Source organism: Pseudarthrobacter sp. DSP2-3-2b1 (genome assembly GCF_049895945.1).
Lineage (GTDB): Bacteria > Actinomycetota > Actinomycetes > Actinomycetales > Micrococcaceae > Arthrobacter.
Window position 1 is genome coordinate 16,409 of the sequence record NZ_JAFCTI010000003.1, and the last position, 26,736, is coordinate 43,144.

A 26,736-nucleotide genomic window follows, 5' to 3' on the forward strand; every position below is an offset into this window, starting at 1 on the left:
AACGGAGTGGACGGGATGCAATTCATGGGTACCAAGAGCTATCAGAACAGCTACGAACAGAGCCTGGCGAAGCCTGAGGAATTCTGGCTGGGTGCCGCCGCGAAGATCTCCTGGACCGAACCGCCGCAGCAGGCCGTCGACTCCAGCACGGTGCCGCTGTTCAAGTGGTTTCCTGACGGCGTCCTGAACACTTGCTATAACGCCCTGGACCGTCATGTGGAGGCCGGGCGCGGAGGCCAGGACGCGCTCATCTATGATTCCGCGATGCTGGGGATCCAGAGGCGGTTCACCTATGCCGAACTGACCGGACTGGTGGCCCGGTTCGCGGGCGTGCTCCGCAGGCATGGAGTCGGCAAGGGCGACAGAGTGGTCATCTACATGCCCATGATTCCGGAAGCCGCCATCGCAATGCTGGCCACGGCACGGCTGGGGGCAGTGCATTCTGTGGTGTTCGGCGGCTTCGCCCCCAAGGAACTGGCGGCCCGCATCAGGGACGCCGCTCCGGCCATGGTGGTGACCGCATCCGGCGGGATCGAGCCCTCCCGCCGGATCGAATACCTTCCCGCGGTGGCGGAAGCACTGCAGCTGGCCGGAGTACCTGACCTCCCGGTGATCGTCAGGTCGCGGGAGGGCTTCACATCCTTACTCCCGGACCACGCCGGCTGGTTGGACTGGGACGCCGAGATGGCCACGGCCGAGCCGGCAGCACCCGTGGACGTCAAGGCAACGGACCCGCTCTATATCCTCTACACGTCGGGAACCACCGGCAGCCCCAAGGGAGTGGTCCGGGACAACGGCGGCCATGCGGTGGCGCTGAGCTGGACCATGGAAAACATCTATGACATCGGGCCCGGCGATGTGATGTGGACAGCCTCCGATGTCGGCTGGGTGGTGGGGCACTCCTACATCGTGTACGGCCCGTTGCTGGCCGGGGCCACCACAGTCCTCTATGAAGGAAAGCCGGTGGGCACCCCGGATGCCGGGGCCTTCTGGCGCGTGATCGAGGACCACAAGGTCAATGTGCTGTTCACCGCGCCCACCGCGTTGCGCGCCATCCGGAAGGCCGATCCCGAGGCGAAGCTGTTGCAGGATCATGACATCTCCAGCCTGCGGACACTCTTCGCGGCGGGGGAGCGGCTGGACACCGATACCTTCCACTGGGCATCGCAGTCCCTGGGCGTGCCGGTGGTGGATCACTGGTGGCAGACGGAGACCGGCTGGGCCATCTGCGCCAACCCGCGGGGGCTGGAGGCGCTCCCCATCAAGGCAGGTTCCCCCAGCGTCCCGATGCCGGGGTTCCGGCTCAACATCGTCGACGGACTCGGGGAGGAAGTCGCTGCCGGGACAGAGGGCAATATTGTGCTCGGTCTGCCACTGCCACCCGGGACGCTGACCACGCTGTGGGGCGACGACGAACGCTACGTCTCCTCTTATCTCCAGGCATTCGAGGGCGTCTACGCCACCGGTGACTCGGGCTACCGCGACGAGGACGGCTACGTCTTCGTGATGGGCCGCACCGACGACATCATCAACGTGGCAGGGCACCGGCTCTCCACCGGTGCCATGGAACAGGTCATCGGGCGGCACCCGGCGGTGGCTGAGTGCGCCGTGATCGGCCTTGCGGACCCCTTGAAAGGCCAGCGTGCCAGCGGCTACGTGGTTCTCAAATCGGGGGTGGACGTGGCTGAAGACATCCTTGTCAAGGACCTGATCGCGCTTGTCCGCCGGGACATCGGAGCTGTGGCGGACTTTAAACATGTGGCAGTGGTGGAGGCCCTGCCCAAGACCCGCTCGGGCAAGATCCTCCGCAAGACCATGCGGCAGATTGCCGACGGCGAGGAGTACGTTGTCCCTTCCACCATCGAGGACGCCGGGGTGATCGATCAATTGATCGGGACCCTGCGTCCGGGCGCCGCCGGGAACTGAGTCAGCGGCCGCTCCAGCGGTATTCATTCTCCGGCCGGCCCGGGGTGCCGTAGCGCGGCATCCGTGAGACCGTTCCGGCGTCGGCCAGGTACTCGAGGTAGCGCCGGGCGGTCACCCGGGACATGCCCAGCGCCGCCATCACCTCGGTCGCGGAGACGGCGTCGGCCTGCTGCTTCAGGAAGTCCTGGACTGACCCGAGGGTGGAGACGGAGAGCCCTTTTGGCAGCGGCAGTTCCGACGGCGCGCGGAGGCTCGCGAACGCCTGGTCCACCTCGCTCTGGGAAGCCCCTGTCCTGCCGCCGCCCGCCACCGGTGAGGCAAGTTGCTGGCGGAACAGGCGGTAGCTTCCCAGCTTGTCAGCGAACGTGGCGAACGTGAAGGGCTTGATGAGGTACTGGACCACGCCGATCGCCACGGCACTTCGGACAATCGCCAGTTCGCGGACGGCGGTGATCGCGATGATGTCCGCCAGGATTCCTGCAGCGCGCATCCGGCGGGCGATGTCCAGCCCGTGGAGGTCCGGCAGGTTCATGTCGAGCAGGACGAGCTCCACGGGGTCCCCCGAGGCCTGGAACTCGGACAGGAGCCGCAGTGCGGACTGCCCGTCGGGAGCTGTTCCCGCGAGCTTAAAACCCGGCAGCCTGCCCACATAGGCGGCGTGCGCCGCGGAGGCGACCGGTTCGTCCTCAACAACCAGGACGCGGATATCGCTCACTGGAACTGCTCCTCTTTGTCGGGTCCGGTTGCCGCAGCGGGCAGGAAGACATGGAACTGCGCGCCGTCCATGCCTGTGATCGTCATGGTACCGTCCAGCCGCTGGACGGCCTGCCGGACGAGGGCCAGGCCAATGCCGCGGCCGAACGGCCCCGAAGCCTTGGTGCTGAAGCCGTGCCGGAAAATATCGTCGACGGCGGCGGGGTCCACGCCGGGGCCTGAGTCCTTGACAGTGATATCCAGGCCCTCGGCGTCCGATTCCACTGTCAGCTCCACCTTCTTGGGTGCCGCCCCGTCCGCCGCTGCGTCGATGGCGTTGTCCAGGAGGTTGCCAAGGATGGTGACAAGGTCCTGGACTGCCAGGCCGGCAACGGATGCCGATCCTTCGGTAGCGAGTGTCAGCTTCACTCCGCGTTCGTTGGCTTCGGCGGCCTTGCCCATGATCAGGGCGCTGAGGACCGGCTCATCGACGGAACTGAGCATCTCGTCGGTCAGCTGCTGGCTGAGTTCCAGGTCCTTGGTGGCGAACTCCAGCGCCTCGCCCGTGCGGCCCAGCTCGAGGAGTGAAACCATCGTGTGGAGCCGGTTGGCGTGCTCGTGGGTCTGCGCTCGCAGGGCGTCCGAGAGGGTCCGCATGGTCTGCAGTTCGCTGCCAAGGGCTTCGATTTCGGTGCGGTCCCGGAGCGTGGCCACCGTTCCATAGACCGGCGTCCTGCCGCGCAGGCCGGGGAGTGCCGGGCCCTTGGCAGGTCCCTGGTTGACCACCAGGATCCGCGATCCGGTCAGCACAATTTCGTCGTGGGCGAGGCGGCCGGATTCGAACAGCGCCCGCAGGCCCTCGTCCAGCGGCAGTTCTGCCAGGGACGGCGGACGGGTTGGATCGTTGCTGCTCCGCTCCGCCAGGCCCAGCAGCTCGGCCGCCTGATCGTTGTACATCACCACCCGGCCCTTGGTGTCGATGAGGATCAGCCCTTCCCGCACAGAGTGCAGCACCGATTCGTAGTAGGCGAAGAGCTGGGCCAGCTGCTCCGGCCCCCAGCCACGGGTGACCCTGCGGAGGTAGCGCCCCAAAAACCACGACGCCAGCGATCCGCCGATCAGCAGGGTGAGGCCGATCGCCAACAGTGCAGGCAGCCGGCCGGCGAAGGCGACATCCACCGTCCGGACTGTGACGCCGGCGGCCACGAGCGCCCGGACGTTATTTCCCGAGTCCAGGACCGGGACGATGGTGCGGACCGACGGGCCCAGCGTCCCTGCGGTCACCTCGGTGAACACTTCGCCCCTGAGGGCGGCGTCAATGGTGCCGATGTATGGCCTGCCGAGTTCCTCACTGCGCGGATGCGTCCAGCGTGTCCTGTCCGGCGCCATGATGGTGAGGAAATCAATGCCGGCGCCGTCCATGACCTTCAGCGCATACGGCTGCAGGGAAGCAGAAGGATCCTGCTGGTCCGCGGCTTCGAGGACCAGGGGATTGGCGGCCACCGAGGCCGCCACGCCGGCCATACGCTGCCCGGCCTCTTCGTAGGCGCGGTCCCGGGCGTCGACAAAAGTTGCTGTGCCCACAATCGCAATGAAGGCCACGACAATCAGCAGGTTGGCGACAAACAGCCTGCGGGCGATACTCCAGCGGTGGATCATCAGTACCTCCCATGACCAATATGAACGCAACGGTGAGCTGCGTCACGGCGTGCCCAATGATGGATATCACACCGGACCGACGCGATGAGCCCAGAGCCTGCGCCGCAGCGTCTATCAGATTATCCACAAAGGAGACACATCATGGCCTCTCAACGAGGAGAGTCAGCAGCGCCTGCAAAGGCCGCCCGCAAGGGCCTGGACAAATCCCACTACCTCTACATCGCCGTCATCGCCGCCGTCATCCTGGGTGCCTTGGTCGGTCTGCTGTTCCCCGAGGTCGGCAAATCCCTGAAGCCGCTGGGCGACGGCTTCATCAAGCTGATCAAAATGATGATTGCGCCGATCATCTTCTGCACCATCGTCCTGGGCATCGGCTCCATCGCCAAGGCGGCAACAGTGGGCAAAGTGGGCGGGCTCGCGCTGGGCTACTTTGTCCTCATGTCCACCTTCGCCCTGGGCATCGGCCTGGTAGTGGGCAACCTGATCCACCCCGGTGAAGGTTTGAAGCTTGCGGCATACGACCCCAACAAGAAGGCAGAAGTAGACAGCACCGTTTCCTTCCTCCTGGGCATCATTCCGGGCGACATCCCCGTCCTGCCCACACTTTTCGCCGCCATCCTGGTGGGCTTCGCCCTCCAGAAGATGGGCCCGCAGGCCACTCCCATCCTCAAGGCGATCGGCCACGGCCAGGTTCTTGTCTTCCGCATCCTGATCATGATCATGTGGCTTGCCCCGGTGGGTGCCTTCGGCGCCATCGCCGCCGTGGTCGGAGCCACCGGCTTCCAGGCTATTGTCAGCATGTTCACCTTGATGGCCGCCTTCTACATCACCTGCGCCCTGTTCATCATCATCATCCTCGGCGGACTGCTGCAGGTTGTGACCGGAGTGAACATCTTCAAGCTCATGAAGTACCTGGGCCGGGAATACCTCCTGATCTTCTCCACGTCCTCCTCTGAAGCGGCCCTGCCGCGCCTCATCGCCAAGATGGAGCACCTCGGAGTCTCCAAGCCGGTTGTCGGGGTCACCGTTCCCACGGGCTACTCCTTCAACCTGGACGGCACCGCCATCTACCTGACCATGGCGTCGCTGTTCGTGGCCAACGCCATGGGCACGCCGCTGGACCTGGGCGCCCAGGTGTCCCTGCTCATCTTCATGATCATCGCTTCCAAGGGCGCAGCCGGTGTGACCGGCGCAGGCCTGGCGACGCTGGCAGCAGGGCTTCAGGCACACAAGCCCGAGCTCCTGGGCGGCGTGGGCATGATTGTCGGCATCGACCGCTTTATGTCCGAAGCCCGTGCGCTGACCAACTTCACCGGCAACGCCGTCGCAACGCTGCTGATCGGAACCTGGGTCAAGGAAATCGACAATGACCAGGTGGGACGTGTCCTCTCCGGCGAGGTCCCCTTCGACGAACAGACCATGATTGCCGGTCACGGTGACCCGGCAGACCACACTGCCACCGACGCAAAGCCTGTACCTGCCACCGTCTAGGAAGCTTCAACAGCTCCACCGGAATGCCCGTCCAGCCCTCGGCAGGACGGGCATTCCTGCGTCCAAGCACCTAACCTTCGACCTCAACCAGAGGGTCAAGGCTCAACATTTGTGCAATGTCAAGTTCCGCCGAATACCGTGTCGGCCCCTGTAGCCTTGAAAGAAGAAGGAACGGCGCTGGGTATCCAGCGGCAGGAAGTCACCGTCATCGAAAGTGTGGATAGATACGTGAGCAGCGAACAGGGTTCGGCAACTCTGGAGGGCACGGAACTCGATCTGGAAGACGCCGTGATGGGCCCCACAGGGCGTCCGTACCGCGAATTCCCGGAACCCGCGCCGCTGTCCTCCCACGGTCCGGCGCGCGTCATAGCCATGGTCAACCAGAAGGGTGGCGTCGGCAAAACCACGTCCACCATCAATCTCGCGGCGGCCCTGGCTGAATACGGCCGTAAGGTTCTGCTGGTTGACTTTGACCCCCAGGGCGCGCTCTCTGCCGGCCTCGGCATCAACCCGCATGAACTGGACCTCACGGTCTATAACGTGCTGATGGACCGGAAAGTGGACATTCGTGACGCCATCCACCACACGGGTGTTGAGAACGTTGACCTGCTGCCGGCCAACATTGACCTCTCGGCCGCTGAAGTCCAGCTGGTCAACGAGGTAGCCCGCGAACAGGTCCTGGACCGGGCCCTGAAGAAAGTGGAGGACGATTACGACGTCGTCCTCATCGACTGCCAGCCGTCACTGGGCCTGCTGACGGTCAACGCCCTGACCGCTGCCCACGGCGTCATCATTCCGCTGATCTGCGAGTTCTTTGCACTTCGCGCCGTTGCCCTGCTGGTTGAAACCATCGACAAAGTCCAGGACAGGCTGAACCCCCGCCTGCAGGTGGATGGTGTTCTCGCCACCATGTACGACTCCCGCACGCTGCACAGCCGGGAGGTCATTACGCGGCTGGTGGAGGCTTTCGGTGACAAGGTCTTTGAGACTGTCATCAAGCGTTCCATCAAGTTCGCCGATGCCACTGTTGCGGCTGAGCCGATCACCTCCTATGCGGGGAACCATATCGGCGCCGATGCCTACCGCCGCCTGGCCAAAGAGCTGATTTCCCGCGGCGGCGCACCCTAGCCACACCGTGGCCGAGACCAAACCCGGCTTCGAAGTCCGGCTGGCCAATTTCACCGGTCCCTTCGACCTCCTGCTCGGCCTGATCGCCAAGCACCAGCTGGATATCACCGAGGTGGCGATCGCCACCGTCACCGATGAGTTCATCAAATACATCCGGAACCTCCAGAAACTGGGCGAGGACTGGGCGCTGGATGAAGCGAGTGAGTTCCTGGTCATTGCCGCCACGCTCCTGGACCTCAAGGCGGCCAGGCTCCTGCCGGCCGGCGAGGTGGAGGATGACGAAGACATCGCCCTGCTCGAGGCGCGGGACCTCCTCTTCGCCAGGCTTCTCCAATACAAGGCGTTCAAACAGGTGGCCGGCCTGATGTCAGAGACCCTGGAGCAGGAGGCCCAGCGGTTTCCCCGCCAGGTGGCCCTCGAAGAACACTTTGCGGCCATGCTTCCGGAACTGGTGTGGAAGCACTCGCCCCACCAGTTCGCGCAGCTGGCCGAAGCCGCCCTGAAACCGAAAACCGCCGCGCCCACCGAAGTAGGTCTCGACCACCTGCACGGCGGCACCGTCAGCGTGAAGGAGCAGGCAGAGATCCTGGGCCTGCGGCTCCAGCTGGGGAAGCCGCTGTCGTTCCGGGCACTGATCGCCGACGCGGAGTCCACCCTTATTGTTGTGGCCCGGTTCCTGGCGTTGCTGGAGCTGTTCCGGGAAAGGGCGGTGTCCTTTGACCAGCTTTCGCCGTTGGGGGACCTCACAGTGCACTGGACGGTTGACGGCCAGGACTGGTCCGTCGAAAACCTGAGCGAAGAATATGAGGAGCAGCCGTGACCGCCGACACTTCGAACCCTGAGGACGAGGGCGTTGTGGACCTCCATGACCTTCCCGGCGGCGCGAAGGCCGCGCTTGAGGCTGTCCTCATGGTGCTGGACCAGCCGGCAACGGCAACCGAGCTGGCAGCCGGCCTGAAGCTGACGGTCGCCACCGTCGAAGGGCTCTTGGCGGAACTGCAGCGCGATTATAGCGGCTATACTGTTAAAGCCCCGGACATGGACGAGACCAGCGATGCTGCTTTCAGCGCCAGCCCCCGGGGTTTTGAATTGCGGAACATCGCCGGTGGTTGGCGGATCTACTCGCGCACGGAGTTCGCTGACATTGTCGGACGGTTCGTGCTGGAGGGACAGACAGCCAGGCTCACGCAGGCAGCGCTGGAAACACTCGCTGTCATCGCGTACCGGCAGCCTGTCTCCAGGGCCCGGGTGTCTGCGATTCGAGGAGTCAATGTCGATTCTGTCGTACGGACATTGACCCAACGCGGGCTGATCGAAGACTCGGGTCACGATCCCGAGTCGGGAGCAATCCTCTACCGGACCACGTCGTATTTCCTGGAACGGATGGGAATCGGCTCAGTGGCGGAACTTCCTCAGCTCTCACCCCATCTTCCGGGGCTGGAGGGCATCGCGGAGTTCTACGACGCCGACAGAATGTAGGCGGGCAACCGCCTGCGCGCAAGAGTATTCATAAGGGCAGATAAATTCTGCATGGCTGGCTAGGGTTGTTGTTGGACAACTTGCCGGCCAACATATCGAAGGACGGGTCATGACACAGGCGGGACGCCAGGGTTCACCACGTAACAGTTCGGGACGCAACAGTTCAGAACGCAATGCAGGACAAGGCGGCGCGAGCCGCGACGCATCGGCGAGCCGCGACGCATCGGCGAGCCGCGACGCATCGGCGAGCCGCGACGCATCGGCGAGCCGCGACGCATCGGCGAGCCGCGACGCATCGGCGAGCCGCAGTGCATCGGCCAGCCGCAATCCGGCACAGGGCGGCGCCAGCCGCAATCCGGCGCAGGGCGGCGGATTCCGCGCCGGCGCAGGCAAGCGCAACGCCGGATTCGGCGGCGGCGGAGAGCGCCCGTACGGCGACCGTCCGTACAAGGCCCCGAAGCCGCGCGAGGAGCCGTTCGTCGATCCCGGCGATGCCCCTGCCTCCCCGGCGGGCCGCGACGGATCCGACAGGAAGCCCGCAGGGCAGTCCTCACGGAAGCCCGCAGCGCGCAAGCCGGGTGCCAAAAAAGAGCCCGGAACTCCCGGTGCCCTCAAGCCAAAGCCACGCTCAGCCAGGCCCGGCGCGGCAGCATCGCGTGCTTTCGGCAGCGAACGGTTCGGGCAGAACCTTGGCCCGGTCCGCAAGCCATCGCGCAAGCGGGGCCCGCGGGGCGCTGTCCCGCAGTCTGACCTGCACGACGCCGACGGCGTCCGGCTGCAGAAAGTCATGGCCCAGGCCGGCGTGGCTTCACGCCGCGTCTGCGAGGAAATGATCGCCGAGGGCCGGGTCGAGGTGGACGGCCAGGTAGTCACCGAGCTTGGTGTCCGGATTGACCCCGAGACCGCCATCGTCCACGTCGACGGCCTGCGCATCCAGCTCGATGACAACCTCGTCTACATGGTCTTCAACAAGCCCAAGGGCGTTGTCTCCACCATGGAGGACCCGGACGGCCGTCCCTGCATCAGTGACTTCGTGCGGAAAACCCACCAGGGCGAACGGCTCTTCCACGTGGGCCGCCTGGACGTTGCCACCGAGGGCCTGCTGCTGCTGACGAACGACGGCGAGCTGGCCAACCGGCTCACCCACCCCTCCTACGAGGTCCCCAAGACCTACCTGGTCCAGGTCCGCGGCCCGTTCCCGCAGGGAATCGGCGCGCAGCTGCGCGAAGGTGTGGAACTCGAGGACGGCATCGCCTCCGTTGACTCCTTCAAGCTGGTGGACTCCACACCCGGCCACGTACTGATTGAGGTAGTCCTGCACTCCGGCAAGAACCGCATTGTACGGCGCCTCTTCGACGCCGTCGGCTTCCCCGTCCTGCGCCTGGTGCGCGTCAAGGTGGGTCCCATCGGGCTGGGTGACCAGCGCCAGGGCAGCATCCGCAACCTTGGCAAGCAGGAAGTCGGCCACCTGCTGGCATCCGTAGGGCTCTGAGGCATGTCCGCATTCCGCTCGCACGGGCGTGGACACCTCAACGGCCCGGTGGTGGTGATTGGCACCGGACTGCTCGGTGCCAGCATCGGGCTGGGCCTGCGGGGACGCGGCGTGCCCGTGTTCCTCTCTGACCCGTCGCCCACCAACCAGGCCGTCGCCGTCGACATCGGTGCAGGCCAGCCTTTGGAGCACCTCGGCGACGAAACACCCGAACTTGTGGTGGTGGCAGCACCGCCTGACGTGACGGCCGACGTCGTCGCCAAGGCCCTGGCCGGTTACCCCGGTTCAACCGTGGTGGACATCGCCAGTGTCAAGGCAGCAATCCTGGCGGAGCTCCGCGGCCGCGGGGTGGACCTCACCCGTTACGTGGGTACCCACCCCATGGCCGGACGTGAAAAGTCCGGACCGGTTGCCGCCCGCGGGGAGCTTTTTACGTCCATGCCCTGGGTGGTGTGCCCGGGCCCTGAATCCTCGGAGGCCGCTGTGCAGACGGCGCGGTCGCTGGCAACGGACCTCGGAGCCGTTGTTTCGCAGTTCAGCCCGGAGGAACACGACGAAGCAGTGGCACTGGTTTCCCACCTGCCCCAGGTGATGTCTTCGCTGCTGGCCAGCCGGCTGCAGGGAACACCCCTTCATGCGCTGTCCCTGAGCGGGAACGGGCTCCGGGACGTTACCCGGATCGCGGCAAGCGACCCCACCCTCTGGGTCCAGATCCTGGGCGGCAACGCCCGGAAAGTCGTCGATATCCTCTACGGTGTCCGCGAGGACCTGAACCGCCTCATCGGCACCCTGGAGGACCCAACGGCGCCCGGCGCGCGGCTTGATCTGGCGCAACTCATCAGCGAAGGCAACGCCGGGCAGGCCCGCATCCCGGGCAAGCACGGCGGCCCCCCGCAGGCGTATGCATGGCTGACAGTCCTTGTTGACGACAAACCTGGCCAGATCGCCAGGCTCCTCACGGAAATCGGCGAGATCGGAGTCAACGTGGAGGACCTGCGGCTGGACCACTCCTCGGGCCAGAATGTGGGCATGGTGGAACTCTCTGTACTGCCGAACAAGCACGACCACCTGATCGAAGCACTCAACGACCGCGGATGGCGGGTACTCCAGTAATGACACAGGAACTTCTTGACACCCTCCCGGCGCTGCGCGTCGGCAGGCCGCTGGTGGTCGCCATCGACGGTCCTTCCGGTTCCGGGAAGTCCAGCGTGAGCAGGGAAGTGGCCCGCCGGCTGCACCTTGCTTACCTGGACACCGGTGCCATGTACCGGGCACTCACCTGGTTCTGCGTCAACAGCGGAATTGATCTCAACGACGCCGCCTCGGTGGAGCAGGCGGCCAGGGACCTTGTGCTGGAACTGAGCACCAGCCCGCAGCAGGAATATGTGCGTGTTGACGGAGCAGACGTCACCGACGCCATCCGCGAGCCCGCCATCTCCTCGGCCGTCAGTACCGTGGCCACCACCCTGGGCGCCCGGACTGAACTTATCCGGCGGCAGCGTGAACTGATCGAAAAGCACCACCGCCGCATAGTGGTGGAGGGCCGGGACATCACCACCGTCGTCGTGCCCGGCGCCGAAGTGCGGATGCTGCTCACTGCCAGTGAAGAGGCCAGGCTTCGCCGCCGCGGCGTCCAGCTGGGCGGCAGCCAGGACGCGGAGCAGTTGGCCGCCCAGGTGACCGGGCGCGACGCCAAGGATTCCACCGTGGTGAACTTCACCCAGGCCGCCGATGGTGTTGTCACCCTGGATTCCTCTGACCTGGACTTCACCGAGACTGTGGACGCCGCCCTCGTGATTGTCACCAAGGTGCTGAACCGTGACTGACGGGGCAAGGCTGCCTTCGGGCTGGACCATGACCTGGAGCCGGCCTGTCGGCTGGATCCTGGACCACCTGGTGTACCGGACCACAGTCACCGGGAAGGACAACGTCCCCACCGGCGGGCCGGTCATTTTTGCCGGCAACCACATCAGCTTCCTGGACGGGCCGGTGATGTTCGGTGCAGCGCCGAGGCGCATGCACATCCTGGTCAAGAAGGAGATGTTCAAAGGTCCGCTCGGACAGATCCTCCGCGCCTCCGGGCAGCTCCCGGTGGACCGTTCCGGGGACCGGGCGGCGCTGCTGCTCAGCAAGGACATGCTCGACGCCGGCCGTTGCATCGGGATTCTCCCGGAAGGCACCCGGGGGAGCGGCCAGGCAACGGACATCAACAACGGGGTCGCCTGGCTGGCCCTGAACTCGGGGGCCCCCGTGGTTCCCGTGGCGATTCTCGGCACGAGGACCGGCGGGGAACACCTCGACACAGTCCCCAGGCCGGGGCGGCGGTTCCACGTCAGCTTCGGCAACGCCCTGACACTGAGCCGCAACCCCGGCGAAACAGGCCGTGCTTCAATGGACAGGGCGGCAATGGAAATCCGCTCTGCGCTAGCGGGGCACGTCCAGGACACAATCCACCACAGTGGGCAGCCTTTGCCCCATGCGGATTTCAGCACGAACCTCACAGCAGTAGCCGGGCCGCCGGCAGATGACCACTAAGGAAAGCGCAATGAGCGATACGACTCAAACCTCCGGCCACTCCGGCGCCGGCGAAGACGAATACACGCCCACCGGCACGGACCAGGTGGCCGAACGGCTGGCCGCCATTGACGACGACGAAGCGGAGATGCGCGCAGCGTCACTCCGGGCCGGCCTGGCAGACTACGACCTCGATGAGGAAGACGCCGCCCTGCTGAGCGGGGACTACGATGACGAGGACTTCAGCGGTCCGGTCAAGCTCGATCCTGTCCTTGCCATCATCGGACGCCCCAACGTGGGCAAATCCACGCTGGTAAACCGCATCCTCGGCCGCCGCGAGGCCGTGGTTGAAGACACCCCCGGCGTGACCAGGGACCGCGTGATGTACTCCGCCAGCTGGAACGGACGCAACTTCACCCTGGTGGACACCGGCGGCTGGGAGCACGATGCCCGCGGCATCCACGCCCGGGTTGCCGAACAGGCCGAAATGGCTGTGGAACTCGCCGACGCCGTCCTGTTCGTTGTTGACTCCGCCGTAGGCGCCACCGCCACGGACGAGGGCGTCATGAAGATGCTCCGCCGCAGCAAGAAGCCGGTCATCATGGTGGCCAACAAGGTGGACGACTTCGCCCAGGAAGCAGACTCCGCGACCCTCTGGGGTCTCGGTTTCGGCGAGCCGTACCCGGTATCGGCCCTGCACGGACGCGGTGTGGCAGATCTCCTGGATCACGTCATGGACACCCTTCCCGAGTTCTCCACCATTGAGGGCCTGGAACGCTCCGGCGGTCCGCGCCGCATTGCCCTGATCGGCCGCCCGAACGTGGGCAAGTCCTCCCTGCTGAACAAGCTGGCCGGGTCCGAGCGGGTAGTAGTGGACAACACCGCCGGCACCACCCGTGATCCGGTGGATGAGTTCATCGAACTGGGCGACCGGACCTGGCGCTTCGTGGACACGGCCGGCATCCGGCGCCGCCAGCACATGGCACAGGGCGCCGATTACTACGCCTCCCTCCGGACCCAGGCCGCCCTCGAAAAGGCGGAGGTCGCCGTCGTGCTCCTCGCCGTTGACGAGGTCCTCAGCGAACAGGACGTCCGCATCCTGCAGCTGGCCATTGAGTCCGGCCGGGCATTGGTCCTCGCGTTCAACAAGTGGGACCTGCTCGACGACGAACGCCGCACCTACCTGGAACGGGAAATCGAACAGGACCTGGCCCACGTGGCCTGGGCACCCCGGGTCAACATCTCGGCCCTGACCGGCTGGCACAAGGACCGCCTGGTGCCTGCCCTCGACCTCGCCCTGGAAAACTGGGACAAGCGCATCCCCACAGGCCGGCTCAATGCGTTCCTCGGCGAGCTCGTGGCCGCGCATCCGCACCCGGTCCGCGGTGGAAAGCAGCCGCGCATCCTCTTCGGCACCCAGGCCTCCAGCCGCCCGCCGAAGTTCGTCCTGTTCACCACGGGTTTCCTGGACCCGGGCTACCGCCGGTTCATCACCCGCCGGCTCCGCGAAACGTTTGGTTTCGAGGGCACGCCCATCGAGGTCAACATGCGGGTACGCGAAAAGCGCGGCAAGAAGCGTTAATTCCGACACACCCGGGGCGCGCAGGCGGCAAAGTGTCATTGGCAAGCTCCGGAATCGTGTAAGCTTTTCAAGGTGGTTCAGCCGGACTGCTGAGTGGAAATCCTGGCTAACACTTGGATGAAACGCAGCGGAGAACGGCGGAACTGACGGGCTGTAGCGCAGCTTGGTAGCGCACTTGACTGGGGGTCAAGGGGTCGCAGGTTCAAATCCTGTCAGCCCGACCAACATAGAAGCGCCCCGGAGAATCTTTCTCCGGGGCGCTTTTGTTTTGTGCCGGCTTATTTCAGGAACTTCGAGGTCCGCCGGTCCGCGAGGACCTTGCCCTTGGTCTGGCAGGTGGGGCAGTACTGCAGGGCCGAGTCCGCGAAAGACACCTCACGGACCGTATCGCCACAGACCGGGCACGCTTCGCCTGTGCGGGCATGGACCCTCATATGGCTGCGCTTGACGTCCTTGAGTTCACTGGGCGGCTTGCCCTCGGCCTCTGCCAGTGCTGTGCCGAGGATGCTGTGGATGGCGTCATAGAGCACCTGGACGGTCCCGCGGTCCAGGGACTTGCCCGTTGCAAAAGGGGAAATTTTGGCGGCATGCAGGATCTCGTCGCTGTAGGCGTTGCCGATACCCGCAATCACGCTCTGGCTTCGCAGGAGGCCCTTGATCTGTTGTGAACTGGATCCCAGGATTTCCGCCAGCGTATCGGCGTCGAATTCCTCGCTGAACGGGTCGGGCCCGAGCGCGGCGATGCCGGGAACGTCCTGCGGGTCGCGGACAACATAGACCGCCAGGCTCTTCTTGGTCCCCGCCTCCGTAAGGTCCATGCCGTGATCGCCGTCAGGGCCGCTGAACGCCAGCCGGGCGGCGATGGGGCTCTTGCCAGGCCGGACCTGGGTGCCGGTGGGGGAGTCGGTGAACCGGACCCAGCCTGCACGCGCCAGGTGGAACACGAAAGACGGCCCGTCCGTGTCGATGCTGACGAATTTGCCGAACCGCCGTACCCCGGCGACTTTGTTGCCCTCCAGCGCCGTGTAGGGCGGATCGGCCGTCTTCAGCACCGCAAAGGAAGCGATCTGGACTTTCTGGATGACCGATCCCCGCAGATGCGAGTCAAGGAATCCGGCAAGGCCTGCAACCTCGGGCAGTTCCGGCATGGCTACCTGCGGTTGGCCGGGGTGTCAGTGGCTGCCCCCGCGTCAGGATTCGTCCCGGGGGCAGCCGCTTTTGCCGCCGCCTTTGCGGCCAGGGTGCGCTCAGAGTCGGCCTTCTTCAAGGCCTTCACCTTCTTGCCGCGCTGCCGCCAGATCCTCCAGAAAATCACGCCAAGAACAAATACGACGGCGGCGGCGATGGCCGAGACCTGCGTCCAGAGCGCGAACCAGGTGGCTTCGGTGCCAAGGATGCGCTGTCCGTTGTGGGCCGCTTCGGAACTGCCGAACATGATTCCGGCAGTGAGGAGGTTGGGCGTGGCAAGTGCCACGGCTACCAGCAGAAGGGCGAGCTTCCAGCCCCAGGCCAACGACTTCCGGGTCGCCTGCCAGGCCACCATCAGAGGCACCAGCGTGAAAATGAAACCGTAAGACATCCCCATCAGGATCCCGGCCCCGAGGTCGCCCTGGACCTGATTGCGGATGACGTTTGCCCACCAGACCGGCAGGATTGCCGCCAAGGCAAAGTAGGCAATGACGAGGACCAGTAACGCTGCAGCGACAAGAATGATCCGGGCTGCCCAATTGCCCCTCTTCCTGGGCGTTTCCAGTCCACGTTCTCTCATGGGTCCCATCATGTCAGAATCCTCCTCGAACGCCTGTGGACTTGTGCCTATACTTTCACCGGCGGCTTGTTTTCCTGGCCCCGTTGACATTGGTGTTTGACCCGATGAAAGGCCCCTGATGAGCAACATTCCCGAAGACCTGTCCTATACCGCCGAGCACGAATGGGTGTCTGCACCGAACGCCGACGGTGTGGTCCGAGTGGGCATTACGGATTTCGCCCAGGACGCACTCGGGGACGTTGTCTATGCCCAGATGCCGGAAGCCGGCACCAAAGTGACCGCAAATGAAGTGGTGGGCGAAGTGGAGTCCACCAAGAGCGTGAGCGACATTTATGCCCCCGTCAGCGGTGAAATCGTGGCCCGCAATGAGTCCCTCGACACTGATTCGGCCCTGATTAATACAGATCCTTATGGTGATGGCTGGCTCATGGAAGTCAAACTCGCCGAAGCCGACGCCATGGAATCGCTGCTCAGTGCATCCGAGTACGAACAGCAGGTAGGCTGAACGTAACGGGTTACCGGGTCCGGCTGATGGATGTCTTCGCACGTCAGTGGCCGGATCGGTTCCCGTCACGGATCTGCGAGGCGCATCCGTCAGGGTAATTGTTGATTGCAGGCGTGAGAACTGCAGCGAAAGAGGAGGAATCCATGGCTGGCCATAAACAGGACCCTGCCGAAGGCAAGTACGGCAACGGTGCGGCCAGGGCTTCGGAGACCACCTCGATTCATCTGACCCCCGTCACCGACGAACCCACCATTGCCCCCAGGCTTTCCAGTGAGGAACGCCTGTCCGTGGAGGCCCTGCCTGCCGGCTCCGCGCTCCTGATCGCGCACAGCGGCCCCAATGCGGGTGCCCGTTTCCTGCTTGACTCGGACGTCACTGCTGCCGGACGCCACCCGGATGCCGATATCTTCCTCGATGATGTGACCGTTTCGCGCCGGCACGTAGAGTTCCGCCGCACACCCCGGAGCTTCGAAGTAGTGGATACCGGCAGCTTGAACGGAACCTACGTTAACCACGACCGCGTGGACAGCGTGGAACTGAAGTCCGGAAACGAAGTCCAGATCGGCAAGTTCCGACTCACCTTCTACCTGAGCCCTGCCCGCGCAGCAGGCCGCGCCTGATCCCGGGACATTCGCCTGTGGCAATGGCACAGCCGGAAAGCCGGGGACCCCAGGTTCTGAACATTGGGGAAGTCCTCGCCCAGCTCAGCGGGGACTTCCCCGGAATGACTGCATCCAAAATCAGGTTTCTCGAGGAAAAGGGCCTGATCAATCCCCGCCGCACGCCGGCAGGATACCGGCAGTACTCTGAGGGCGATGTTGAACGGCTGCGCTTCGTCCTCGCCCTTCAACGGGACCAATACCTGCCCCTGAAAGTGATCAAGGACTACCTTGACGCCATTGACAAGGGGGAGCGCCCGGAGAACCTGCCGCCCGGCGTCGTGGTTTCGCCCCGGATCGTCTCTGACGAACTGGCCGCGGAGCTCCAGAGCCGGGGCCGCAGGCTCAGCGAGGAGCAGTTGCGGACCGAATCCGGCGCCAGCGTGCCGCTGCTCCAGTCGCTGCTGAGCTTCGGACTGATCAGCCACAGCAACGGCAGCTTCGATGAGCACGCGCTGCAGGTGGCCCGTGCCTGCGTGCAATTGGAAAGCCACGGCCTGGAACCGCGCCACCTGCGGCCCTTCCAGGCTGCCGCAGAGCGTGAATTCGGGCTTGTGGAGCGGGCAGTTGCCCCGCTTGCCTCACGGAAGGACTCCGCGTCCCAGGCGCGGGCTGCCGAGGCGGCCCGCGAAATCAGCGACCTTTGCCTGACCCTGCACCGGGCATTGGTCCAGGACCATATCTCCCGTATGGACATCTGATGATCGAAGTCGAAATCGTAGGCGTTCGCATTGAACTGCCCTCCAACCAGCCGCTGGTACTCCTGCGTGAGATTCACGGTGAGCGCCACGTGCCCATCTGGATCGGCACGCCGGAAGCCAGCGCAATTGCCTTGGCCCAGCAGGGGGTTGTCCCTCCCCGCCCCATGACCCACGATCTCCTGGTGGATGTTGTGGAATCCCTCGGCCACTCCGTTGTCAGTGTGAACATTGTGGCAGTGGAAGACAACATCTTCTACGGCCAGCTTCAGTTCGAGAACGGCACCACGGTCAGCTCCAGGGCCTCGGACGCCCTGGCGATTGCACTGCGGGCCAAATGCCGCATCTGGTGTGCCGACTCCGTGATGGATGAGGCCGGCGTCCGGATCACCGAACACGATGAGGGCGAGGACGCGGAGCCGGGTCCCATCGTGGACGAAGAGAAGGAACTGCGGCGCTTCCGGGAGTTCCTGGACGACGTTGAGCCAGAGGATTTCGACGGCTGAGGTCACGTTAAGGTTAAAGTTGAGGCTGAAACTTACGACACGCCCTGGCCTAAGGCCCGACGTCTTTGACCTTGGGTCGCAGCAGGCCTAACGTCGAAGGTATCAAGCTCCCATTGCTTACAGCAGCCGCGCAAGTCACACTGTAGAGTACGACTCCCGCGAAATTACATGCATGGACTTCATGCCTGCACAGGCTGTTGCGGTGTTCCCCGGGAGTTTCTGACAAGGAGGATCCAGGTGAGTCCCAAAGGCGAAGCAGGCGGGCTGAAGCAACCCACAACCGCTGGTGTGGCTGTGCCCGCGAGCGGTGCCCAGGGCCTGCTGTTCACCGAGGACCTCCCCGTTCTGGACGAGGACGCAGGGTACCGCGGTCCCACAGCGTGCAAGGCGGCCGGCATCACCTACCGCCAGCTGGACTACTGGGCGCGCACCGGGCTGGTTGAACCGGCCGTCCGCGGTGCTGCAGGTTCAGGCTCCCAGCGCCTGTATGGTTTCCGGGACATCCTTGTCCTGAAGGTGGTCAAGCGGCTCCTGGACACCGGCGTTTCCCTCCAGCAGATCCGCACTGCCGTTGAACACCTGCGCGAACGCGGGGTGGAGGACCTGGCGCAGATCACCCTGATGAGTGACGGTGCGAGCGTCTATGAATGCACGTCCGCGGACGAGGTCATCGATCTCGTACAGGGTGGCCAGGGCGTTTTTGGCATCGCCGTCGGACGGGTCTGGCGCGAGGTGGAGGGCAGCCTGGCGTCCCTTCCCAGCGAGCACGCCGTGGAGCAGTCCTTTCCCGACGATGAACTGAGCAAACGGCGGGCCAAAAAGATCAGCTGAATAACACCCTAAACAACCAAAGAGGCCACCCCCGCGCTGAACTTCAGCGCCTGGGTGGCCGCTTTGTTGTGCGGCCACTTTATTGTGCGGCCGCTGGGCCGCTAACGCTGCGTGCGGTTCCGCAGGCCGGCGCCGGCGGCCATCACGTTGACCAGCAGGGCATCGAACAAGGCAGCGGAGGTCTTCGCCGACTCGCCGGGCCAGTGATGCACGGGATGGGCAGCACCCTGGATCTGCTGCCAGTTGGCCTGTTCGGGAATGCGCGGGCTCAGCAAGAGGTCACCGAACATCGATTCCATCTCGGCCAGCCGGTAGGTGTGCTCGGACGAGCCCGTACGCACGCGGTTGGCTACGATGCCCGCGGGGGAGAGGTTCGGGGCAAATTCCTGCCGGAAGAGCTGGATGGCCCTCATGGTCCGTTCTGTGCCGGCCACTGAGAACAGCCCGGGCTCCGCAACCAGGGCGACTTTGTCGCTGGCGGTCCATGCCATCCGCGTCAGCCCATTCAGTGAGGGCGGGCAGTCGATGAGGACCAGTTCATACCTACCGGCTGTCGCCAGGACCGCGGAGAGCCTGCGGAGATCGCGGCGGCCGAGATCGGGCCGGTCATAGATGCCTGTGTAGGCCGAGCCCACAGCAACGTCCAGGACGGCCGGGCCGGATCCGTTGGAGTGCGCCCGGGCAGTCCAGCTGCTTCCCACCACATTGTCTGCCAGCTTCGCCCGGCGCGGGCTCTTAAGCATCCGGCCGATGTCCAGCTGATCCGCCGGCTGCACGCCCAGGGCGGTGGTCGCATCCGCGTGGGGATCGAGGTCCACGACCAGTGTGGGGATGCCTGCGGCAAGCGCCGCAGACGCCAATCCTGTGGTGACGGAAGTCTTGCCGACTCCACCCTTGAGGCTGCTGATGCTGACTACTTGCACTTGTGAGACCAAAACCTAACGCCGGCTGCCGTGTTGGGGGTAATGTTTGCTCCGGCAGTGCCGAAGCCGGGCGGCTCCAGCTCCTGCCGCCCCACCCATCATATGTTGATTGTGCCGGTGAATCCTGCCTTCCGGGTACGCGGCATGGCATCGCGGAAAGTGGGTGTGGCCAGGCCTGCCGGCTTCCGTCGGACCTTGCGGGACATGACGGAGGTTTCTGTGACTGTGGCCACAATGATTTGTGTTTGTCTGCGCGGCTCCTAGACACTGTGACCACCTACCGATACACCCGCAATGATGCAGGAGAAGTATGTTTTCCAAAATTCTGGTGGCCAACCGCGGCGAAATCGCGATCAGGGCCTTCCGCGCCAGCTACGAGCTGGGCGCAAAGACCGTTGCCGTCTTTCCGAATGAAGACCGAAACTCGATCCACCGCCAGAAGGCCGATGAGGCATATCTGATCGGTGAGGAGGGCCATCCCGTCCGGGCGTACCTGGACGTGGCTGAGGTGGTGCGGGTTGCCAAGGAATCCGGCGCCGACGCCATTTACCCCGGATACGGCTTCCTGTCCGAAAACCCGGACCTCGCACGCGCAGCACAGGAAGCGGGCATCACGTTCGTTGGTCCGCCGGCAGAAGTGCTGGAACTGGCCGGCAACAAGGTGGCGGCCCTGAAGGCGGCAAAAGAGGCCGGCGTTCCTGTCCTCAAGTCCAGCCAGCCGTCCAAAGACCTTGACGAGCTGATCGCCGCAGCAGACGAGATCGGGTTCCCCATCTTCGCCAAGGCCGTCGCCGGCGGTGGCGGGCGCGGCATGCGCCGTGTGGACACCCGTGAGGCCCTGCCCGAAGCCCTCCAGGCGGCCATGCGTGAAGCCGACGCCGCATTCGGCGATCCCACCATGTTCCTGGAGCAGGCAGTGCTTCGCCCGCGCCACATCGAGGTACAGATCCTGGCCGATGCCGAGGGCAACGTCATCCATCTGTTCGAGCGTGACTGCTCCATCCAGCGCCGCCACCAGAAGGTCATCGAGATCGCGCCCGCGCCCAACCTGGACGAGGGCATCCGCCAGGCTCTCTACCGGGACGCCGTCAAGTTCGCCAAGGCACTGAACTACGTCAATGCCGGAACAGTCGAGTTCCTGGTGGATACCGTCGGTGAGCGCGCCGGACAGCACGTGTTCATCGAAATGAACCCCCGCATCCAGGTGGAGCACACCGTCACTGAGGAAGTGACCGATGTTGACCTGGTCCAGGCCCAACTGCGCATCGCTTCGGGCGAAACCCTCGCGGACCTCGGGCTCTCACAGGAGACCGTCCAGCTCAAGGGTGCGGCGCTGCAGTGCCGTATCACCACCGAAGACCCGGCAAACGGGTTCCGGCCCGACGTCGGGAAGATCACCGGTTACCGCTCCGCCGGCGGTGCCGGTGTAAGGCTCGACGGCGGCACCGTTTACTCGGGTGCCGAGATCAGCCCCCACTTCGACTCCATGCTGGTCAAGCTCAGCTGCCGGGGACGCGACTACCCGGCGGCAGTAGCCCGTGCCCGCCGTGCCCTCGCCGAGTTCCGCATCCGCGGTGTGTCAACCAACATCTCATTCCTGCAGGCGGTCCTGGACGACGCCGATTTCATTGCCGGCGACGTCGCCACCAACTTCATCGATGAGCGTCCACAGCTGCTCAAGGCCCGCGTCTCCGCCGACCGCGGCACCAAGCTGCTCACGTGGCTGGCCGAAGTGACCGTCAACAAGCCCAACGGCGAGCTGAAGGTGCACTCCGATCCGGCAGCCAAGCTTCCCGCCGTCGGTGACCGTCAGCCCTCCGCGGGTTCCCGTCAGCGGCTGCAGGAACTCGGCCCCGAGGGCTTCGCCAAGGCGCTGCGTGAGCAGACTGCAGTGGCCGTCACTGACACCACCTTCCGCGATGCCCACCAGTCGCTGCTGGCCACGCGTGTGCGCACCCGGGACCTCGTTGCCGCTGGTCCCGCTGTCACCGCTCTGCTTCCGGAACTCCTGTCCGTCGAGGCCTGGGGCGGTGCCACGTACGATGTGGCGCTGCGTTTCCTGGGTGAGGACCCCTGGGACCGCCTGGCTGCACTCCGGAAGGCGCTGCCGAACGTCTGCCTGCAGATGCTGCTCCGCGGCCGCAACACCGTGGGCTACACGCCGTACCCGGAGGAAGTGACGGAGGCTTTCGTCAATGAGGCAGCGGCCACCGGAATCGACATCTTCCGGATCTTCGATGCCCTGAACGACGTAAACCAGATGGCTCCGGCCATCCGCGCGGTCCGTGCCACGGGAACAGCTGTTGCAGAAGTGGCCCTGTGCTACACCGGCGACATGCTGAACCCGGACGAGAAGCTCTACACGCTGGACTACTACCTTGAACTGGCACAGCGGATCGTGGACGCCGGCGCGCACATCCTGGCCATCAAGGACATGGCAGGGCTGCTGCGTCCTGCCGCAGCCGCCAAGCTGGTTGCCGCACTGCGTGAACGGTTCGATCTCCCAGTCCACCTCCACACCCACGACACCGCGGGCGGCCAGCTGGCCACCCTGCTGGCAGCAGTTGACGCCGGCGTGGATGCCGTGGATGTTGCCTCCGCTTCGCTGGCCGGCACCACCAGCCAGCCGTCAGCCTCAGCCCTCGTGGCAGCCCTGGCCCACACCCCCAGGGACACCGGGCTGGACCTGGACGCCGTCAGCTCCCTGGAACCGTACTGGGAGGCTGTGCGCCGCGTCTACGCGCCGTTCGAGTCCGGCCTGCCCGGTCCCACCGGCCGCGTCTACAAGCACGAGATCCCCGGCGGCCAGCTCTCCAACCTGCGCCAGCAGGCCATGGCGCTGGGCCTGGGTGAACGCTTCGAAGCCATCGAGGACATGTACACGGCAGCAGACCGCATCCTGGGCCGCCTGGTGAAGGTCACGCCCTCCTCCAAGGTGGTGGGCGATCTCGCCCTGCACCTGGTGGGCCTCAACGCCGACCCTGCAGACTTCAACGAGAACCCGCAGAATTACGACATCCCCGATTCGGTCATCGGCTTCCTCTCCGGGGAACTCGGCGATCCTCCAGGCGGCTGGCCGGAGCCTTTCCGCACCAAGGCGCTCCAGGGCCGCAGCATCAAGGTCCGGGACGTGGATCTCAGCCCCGAGGACAGCGCCGCGCTCAAGGGAGACTCCAAGACCCGGCAGCACACGCTGAACAGGCTGCTCTTTGATGGCCCCACCAAGGATTACCTGAAGAGCGTGGAGACCTACGGCAACATTTCCGTCCTCGATACCCGCGACTACCTGTACGGACTTCAGCGCGGCGCCGAGCACGAAATCCAGCTGGAGAAGGGCGTGCGGCTGATCGCCTCGCTCGAGGCGGTCTCCGAACCGGACGAGAAGGGCATGCGCACCGTGATGTGCACGCTCAACGGGCAGTCGCGGCCCGTTGTGGTCCGGGACCGCTCCGTTGTCAGCAACGTCAAGGCCGCCGAGAAAGCCGACCCCGCGCAGCCGGGGCACGTCGCCGCACCGTTTGCCGGAGCTGTTACGGTCACCGTCAAGCCGGGTGAGACCGTCAACGCCGGTGACACTGTGGCAACCATCGAAGCGATGAAGATGGAAGCTTCCATCACGACGCCGGTGGGCGGCAAGGTCTCCCGGCTCGCCATCTCAGCCGTAGAGCAGGTCCAGGGCGGAGATCTCCTCCTGGTCGTGGAGTAGCGCTTAAACACAACGCGGGGTCACTTCCGCCAGTCCGAGTCGATCGGAAGGGCGGGAAGTGACCCCGCGTTTTTCGTTTCCGCGCTTAGCTGCGGGGAGCGCCGTACATTTCTTCGATGACGTTTTCAAAGTCCTTCATCACCTGGGCGCGCTTGACCTTCATGGAGGGGGTCAGGTGGCCGGAGGCTTCGGTGAAGTCTGACGGGACGATCCGGAAGGACTTGATGGCCTCAGCCTGGGATACGGACGCGTTCGCCTGCGTGATGAGGTCCTGCACTGCTGCCTTGACCACGGAATTATCCGTTGCCTCCTCAAGGGTTGTGGAGGCCGGAAGACCGTGGCGCTGCAGCCAGCCTGGCAGGGCTTCCTGGTCCAAGGTCACCAGGGCGCCGATGAAGGGCCGGTTGTCACCCACCACCAGGACCTGCGAAACCAGCGCATCGGCGCGGATCTGGTCCTCCAGGAGGGCCGGGATGACGTTCTTGCCGCCCGCGGTGACAATGATTTCCTTCTTCCGGCCCGTGATCCACACAAAACCGTCGTCATCGAGGCGCCCGATGTCTCCGGTGCGCAGCCAGCCGTCATCAAAGGTCTCCGAAGAGAGGTCTTCGCGGTTGTAGTAGCCACGCATCACGCAGACGCCCTTGGCCAGGATCTCGCCGTCTTCAGCGATCCGGACCGAGTTGCCTGGCAGCGGCTTGCCCACCGAGCCAATCTTGATCAGCGCGGGGGTGTTCACTGAAATGGGGGCGGTGGTCTCTGTCAGGCCGTAGCCCTCAAGGATCTGCATTCCGATGCCCTGGAAGAAATGGCCGAGCCGTTCGCCCAGGGGTCCGCCGCCGGATACCGCGTGGGCAACGTTGCCGCCCATGGCTGCACGCAGCTTGCCGTAAACGAGTTTGTCGAACAGGGCGTGGCGGAGCTTGAGGCCAAGACCAACATGGCCGGCCTGCCGGGCCTTGGAGAAGGCAATAGCGGTTTCCGTGGCCTTGTGGAAGATCGCACCCTTCCCGCCGTCCTCAGCCTTGGTCAGCGCCGAGTTGTAGACCTTCTCGAAGACGCGCGGTACGGCAAGGATGAACGTGGGCTGGTAGCTCTGCAGGTCGGCGAGAAGGTTCTTGATGTCCGGCGTGTGCGCCACTGTGGCACCGCCCGCCACTGCAAGGACGGAGATGAAGCGGGCAAAGACGTGCGCCAGCGGGAGGAACATGATGGTTTTGGAGTTCTCGTTGACGACGTCGCTGAGGATGGCCAGGGCGTTGTCGGAGAGTTCCACAAAGTTACCGTGGGTCAGTTCGCAGCCCTTGGGCCGGCCGGTAGTGCCGGAGGTGTAGATGATCGTGGCGATGTCCGTCAGCTTGGCCGACGTCCGCCGGGCCTCAAGCTCGGCATCGCTGACCCCGCGCCCGGCCTCGCGGACGGCGTCCAGCCCGCCGCCTTCAAGCTGCCAGACGTGCTGCAGCGCCGTCAGCCCCTCTGACGTGGCGGCCTGCCGGATGATGTCCTCGTGGTGGGCGGCCTCGCCGAACGCTGCGACGGCGCCCGAGTCACCGAGGTTCCAGGCGACCTGGGACGGCGATGAGGTCTCGTAGATCGGAACCGGGACCGCGCCGGCGAACCAGATGGCGAAGTCAACCAAGGCCCATTCGTAGCGTGTGCGGGACATGATGCCCACACGCTCGCCGGCCCCCACACCGCTGGCTATCAGGCCCTTTGCAAGCGCGGAGACGTCGGCCAGGAAGTCCTTGGCGGAAACATCCTGCCAGGCGCCTGCGGAGTCCAGCCGTGAGAACAGCGAAGGGTTGCTGGCCTTGCCGGCTTGCCGCAGCAGCAGATCGGTGATGTTGGTTTCCGGGGGGACCACAACCAGCGGCGGAACACTGAATTCGCGCACTATAGCTCCTTTGATATCCATAGACCCGCACAGGGTATGCCTAAAGACTAATACGCCTGCAACGTGGCCGTGCAGTATTCAACCTACTGGCGAGTAACTTAGGAGTCAACGCCCGGGGAAAGGGCTGTCCGCGCGGCCTCCGGTGGTGACCTGCCCCGCCGCATACAATGAGGGACTATGTATGCACCGCCCCACGGCGATCAGGCCGGTTCTCTACGACGTCAAGTGCCCTGGCGCCGACGGCAACAGGCGGTGCAGGTGCGGCCGGGTCTGGGGCAAGGCTTCCGCGAACACCTGCGGTTGGGGCGCAAGGGGCTGGCGATCGGCATCGATATCGGCGGTACCAAAGTGGCCGGTGGAGTGGTGGACGCTGAAGGCAGGATCCTCAGCGAAACCCGGCGCTCCACCCCCGGCAGCGATCCCCGCGCCGTGGAGAAGGTCATCGTGGAGGTGGTGGAGGAGCTGGCAGCCGGCCACCGGATCTCTTCGGTAGGTATCGGAGCAGCCGGGTGGATGGACCTCGACGCCGGCACGGTACTGTTCAGCCCGCACCTTGCCTGGCGCAATGAACCCCTGCGTGCAAACCTGCAGAGCCTGCTGCGCCGGCCCGTACTGCTGACGAACGACGCCGACGCCGCAGCCTGGGCGGAATGGCGCTTTGGTGCCGGGAAGGGTGAGGACAGGCTGGTGTGCATCACCCTGGGCACCGGGATCGGCGGCGCCATGGTGATGGATGGCCGGGTGGAGCGCGGCCGCTTTGGCGTGGCCGGCGAATTCGGCCACCAGATCATCATGCCTGGCGGACACCGGTGCGAATGCGGAAACCGCGGATGCTGGGAGCAGTATGCCTCCGGGAACGCCCTGGGACGTGAAGCCAGGATCCTTGCACGGGCCAAATCGCCGGTGGCCCACGAACTGTTGGCCGCCGTTGACGGAAACACGGACCGGATCACCGGGGTGACTGTCACCGAACTCGCCCTGGCCGGCGACGCTGCGTGCCGGGAACTCCTGGACGAAGTGGGGGAGTGGCTGGGCCTGGGCCTGGCCAACCTGGCCGCGGCCCTTGACCCGGGGCTTTTTGTGATCGGTGGGGGACTCTGCTCGGCCGGCGATCTCCTGTTGGAGCCGGCGCGCAAAGCCTTTGCCCGAAACCTAACCGGCCGGGGTTTCCGTCCTGCCGCGGGGATCGAGCTGGCAGCCCTCGGACCCAACGCCGGCCTCATCGGAGCCGCTGACCTGTCCCGCGTCAGCAGCCGGATGCGCAGCTGAGGGCAGCAGGCCG

Annotated in this window: 23 protein-coding genes and 1 tRNA gene; 18 read left to right on the top strand and 6 right to left on the bottom strand. The window is 65.0% G+C overall.

What is annotated here, in order from left to right:
- Positions 1–24 precede the first annotated feature (24 nt).
- The gene (locus ACP7AX_RS05180; protein WP_426225650.1) at positions 25–1,926 is read left to right on the top strand and encodes a propionyl-CoA synthetase; all 1,902 of its coding nucleotides are present in this window, start codon (positions 25–27) and stop codon (positions 1,924–1,926) included.
- Position 1,927: 1 nt separating this feature from the next.
- Here the strand turns inward: ACP7AX_RS05180 and ACP7AX_RS05185 are convergent, their stop codons facing one another.
- Positions 1,928–2,641, bottom strand: a complete 714-nt coding sequence (locus ACP7AX_RS05185; RefSeq protein WP_426225651.1) for a response regulator — start codon at positions 2,639–2,641, stop codon at positions 1,928–1,930.
- Positions 2,638–4,278 (bottom strand): sensor histidine kinase, encoded by a 1,641-nt coding sequence (locus ACP7AX_RS05190; protein ID WP_426225652.1) that lies wholly within the window; start codon positions 4,276–4,278, stop codon positions 2,638–2,640. The genes ACP7AX_RS05185 and ACP7AX_RS05190 overlap by 4 nt, the downstream gene beginning before the upstream one ends.
- Positions 4,279–4,419: 141 nt before the next feature.
- Here ACP7AX_RS05190 and ACP7AX_RS05195 point away from each other — a divergent pair, with 141 nt between their 5' ends.
- From ACP7AX_RS05195 to ACP7AX_RS05240, 10 genes are all read left to right on the top strand, one after another.
- A complete protein-coding gene (locus tag ACP7AX_RS05195) occupies positions 4,420–5,769 on the top strand; it encodes a cation:dicarboxylate symporter family transporter (RefSeq protein ID WP_426225653.1) in 1,350 nt (449 codons plus the stop codon).
- Between the two features lie 228 nt (positions 5,770–5,997).
- Positions 5,998–6,897 carry an AAA family ATPase gene (locus tag ACP7AX_RS05200; protein WP_131681916.1) on the top strand — a complete coding sequence of 300 codons (900 nt, stop codon included), beginning with the start codon at positions 5,998–6,000 and terminating at the stop codon, positions 6,895–6,897.
- A gap of 7 nt (positions 6,898–6,904) precedes the next feature.
- Positions 6,905–7,717, top strand: a complete 813-nt coding sequence (locus ACP7AX_RS05205; protein ID WP_426225654.1) for a segregation and condensation protein A — start codon at positions 6,905–6,907, stop codon at positions 7,715–7,717.
- Positions 7,714–8,376 (top strand): SMC-Scp complex subunit ScpB, encoded by a 663-nt coding sequence (gene scpB / locus ACP7AX_RS05210; RefSeq protein ID WP_131681842.1) that lies wholly within the window; start codon positions 7,714–7,716, stop codon positions 8,374–8,376. Before ACP7AX_RS05205 ends, scpB begins: the two co-directional genes overlap by 4 nt.
- A 109-nt stretch (positions 8,377–8,485) precedes the next feature.
- A complete protein-coding gene (locus tag ACP7AX_RS05215; protein ID WP_426225655.1) occupies positions 8,486–9,868 on the top strand; it encodes a pseudouridine synthase in 1,383 nt (460 codons plus the stop codon).
- A gap of 3 nt (positions 9,869–9,871) precedes the next feature.
- Positions 9,872–10,981 (top strand): prephenate dehydrogenase, encoded by a 1,110-nt coding sequence (locus ACP7AX_RS05220; protein ID WP_426225656.1) that lies wholly within the window; start codon positions 9,872–9,874, stop codon positions 10,979–10,981.
- Positions 10,981–11,694 (top strand): (d)CMP kinase, encoded by a 714-nt coding sequence (gene cmk / locus ACP7AX_RS05225; RefSeq protein ID WP_131681839.1) that lies wholly within the window; start codon positions 10,981–10,983, stop codon positions 11,692–11,694. Before ACP7AX_RS05220 ends, cmk begins: the two co-directional genes overlap by 1 nt.
- Positions 11,695–11,722: 28 nt before the next feature.
- Positions 11,723–12,403: a lysophospholipid acyltransferase family protein gene (locus ACP7AX_RS05230; protein ID WP_426225828.1), complete on the top strand. Its 681-nt coding sequence runs from the start codon at positions 11,723–11,725 to the stop codon at positions 12,401–12,403.
- Between the two features lie 10 nt (positions 12,404–12,413).
- Entirely contained in the window at positions 12,414–13,964 is a 1,551-nt protein-coding gene (der, locus tag ACP7AX_RS05235; RefSeq protein WP_131681838.1) for a ribosome biogenesis GTPase Der, read from the top strand.
- Positions 13,965–14,111: 147 nt separating this feature from the next.
- Positions 14,112–14,188 (top strand) — tRNA-Pro (locus ACP7AX_RS05240).
- A gap of 54 nt (positions 14,189–14,242) precedes the next feature.
- Here the strand turns inward: ACP7AX_RS05240 and ACP7AX_RS05245 are convergent.
- Both ACP7AX_RS05245 and ACP7AX_RS05250 read right to left on the bottom strand, forming a co-directional pair.
- Complete coding sequence (locus ACP7AX_RS05245) at positions 14,243–15,112, bottom strand: DNA-formamidopyrimidine glycosylase family protein (protein WP_131681837.1); 870 nt, start codon at positions 15,110–15,112, stop codon at positions 14,243–14,245.
- 2 nt (positions 15,113–15,114) lie between these two features.
- Positions 15,115–15,732, bottom strand: a complete 618-nt coding sequence (locus tag ACP7AX_RS05250; protein ID WP_426225657.1) for a hypothetical protein — start codon at positions 15,730–15,732, stop codon at positions 15,115–15,117.
- Positions 15,733–15,850: 118 nt separating this feature from the next.
- Between ACP7AX_RS05250 and gcvH the strand changes: the two genes are divergently transcribed.
- The 5 genes from gcvH (at position 15,851) to ACP7AX_RS05275 (ending at position 18,931) form a co-directional block, all read left to right on the top strand.
- A complete protein-coding gene (gene gcvH / locus ACP7AX_RS05255) occupies positions 15,851–16,237 on the top strand; it encodes a glycine cleavage system protein GcvH (RefSeq protein ID WP_108599458.1) in 387 nt (128 codons plus the stop codon).
- Positions 16,238–16,380: 143 nt separating this feature from the next.
- Positions 16,381–16,857 (top strand): FHA domain-containing protein, encoded by a 477-nt coding sequence (locus tag ACP7AX_RS05260; RefSeq protein WP_131681836.1) that lies wholly within the window; start codon positions 16,381–16,383, stop codon positions 16,855–16,857.
- 23 nt (positions 16,858–16,880) lie between these two features.
- Complete coding sequence (locus ACP7AX_RS05265; protein ID WP_131681835.1) at positions 16,881–17,597, top strand: MerR family transcriptional regulator; 717 nt, start codon at positions 16,881–16,883, stop codon at positions 17,595–17,597.
- Positions 17,597–18,100: a bifunctional nuclease family protein gene (locus ACP7AX_RS05270; RefSeq protein ID WP_426225658.1), complete on the top strand. Its 504-nt coding sequence runs from the start codon at positions 17,597–17,599 to the stop codon at positions 18,098–18,100. The genes ACP7AX_RS05265 and ACP7AX_RS05270 overlap by 1 nt, the downstream gene beginning before the upstream one ends.
- 237 nt (positions 18,101–18,337) lie before the next feature.
- Positions 18,338–18,931 carry a MerR family transcriptional regulator gene (locus ACP7AX_RS05275; RefSeq protein WP_131681834.1) on the top strand — a complete coding sequence of 198 codons (594 nt, stop codon included), beginning with the start codon at positions 18,338–18,340 and terminating at the stop codon, positions 18,929–18,931.
- 101 nt (positions 18,932–19,032) lie between these two features.
- Here the strand turns inward: ACP7AX_RS05275 and ACP7AX_RS05280 are convergent, their stop codons facing one another.
- Positions 19,033–19,854, bottom strand: a complete 822-nt coding sequence (locus ACP7AX_RS05280; RefSeq protein WP_426225659.1) for a ParA family protein — start codon at positions 19,852–19,854, stop codon at positions 19,033–19,035.
- Between the two features lie 310 nt (positions 19,855–20,164).
- On the opposite strand from ACP7AX_RS05280, the gene ACP7AX_RS05285 reads away from it, so the two are divergent.
- A complete protein-coding gene (locus ACP7AX_RS05285; protein ID WP_426225660.1) occupies positions 20,165–23,560 on the top strand; it encodes a pyruvate carboxylase in 3,396 nt (1,131 codons plus the stop codon).
- Between the two features lie 85 nt (positions 23,561–23,645).
- On the opposite strand, the gene ACP7AX_RS05290 is transcribed toward ACP7AX_RS05285, so the two are convergent.
- Complete coding sequence (locus ACP7AX_RS05290) at positions 23,646–25,454, bottom strand: AMP-binding protein (protein ID WP_131681831.1); 1,809 nt, start codon at positions 25,452–25,454, stop codon at positions 23,646–23,648.
- Between the two features lie 177 nt (positions 25,455–25,631).
- Here ACP7AX_RS05290 and ACP7AX_RS05295 point away from each other — a divergent pair, with 177 nt between their 5' ends.
- Positions 25,632–26,723 (top strand): ROK family glucokinase, encoded by a 1,092-nt coding sequence (locus tag ACP7AX_RS05295; RefSeq protein WP_426225661.1) that lies wholly within the window; start codon positions 25,632–25,634, stop codon positions 26,721–26,723.
- The last annotated feature ends 13 nt before the right edge of the window (positions 26,724–26,736 follow it).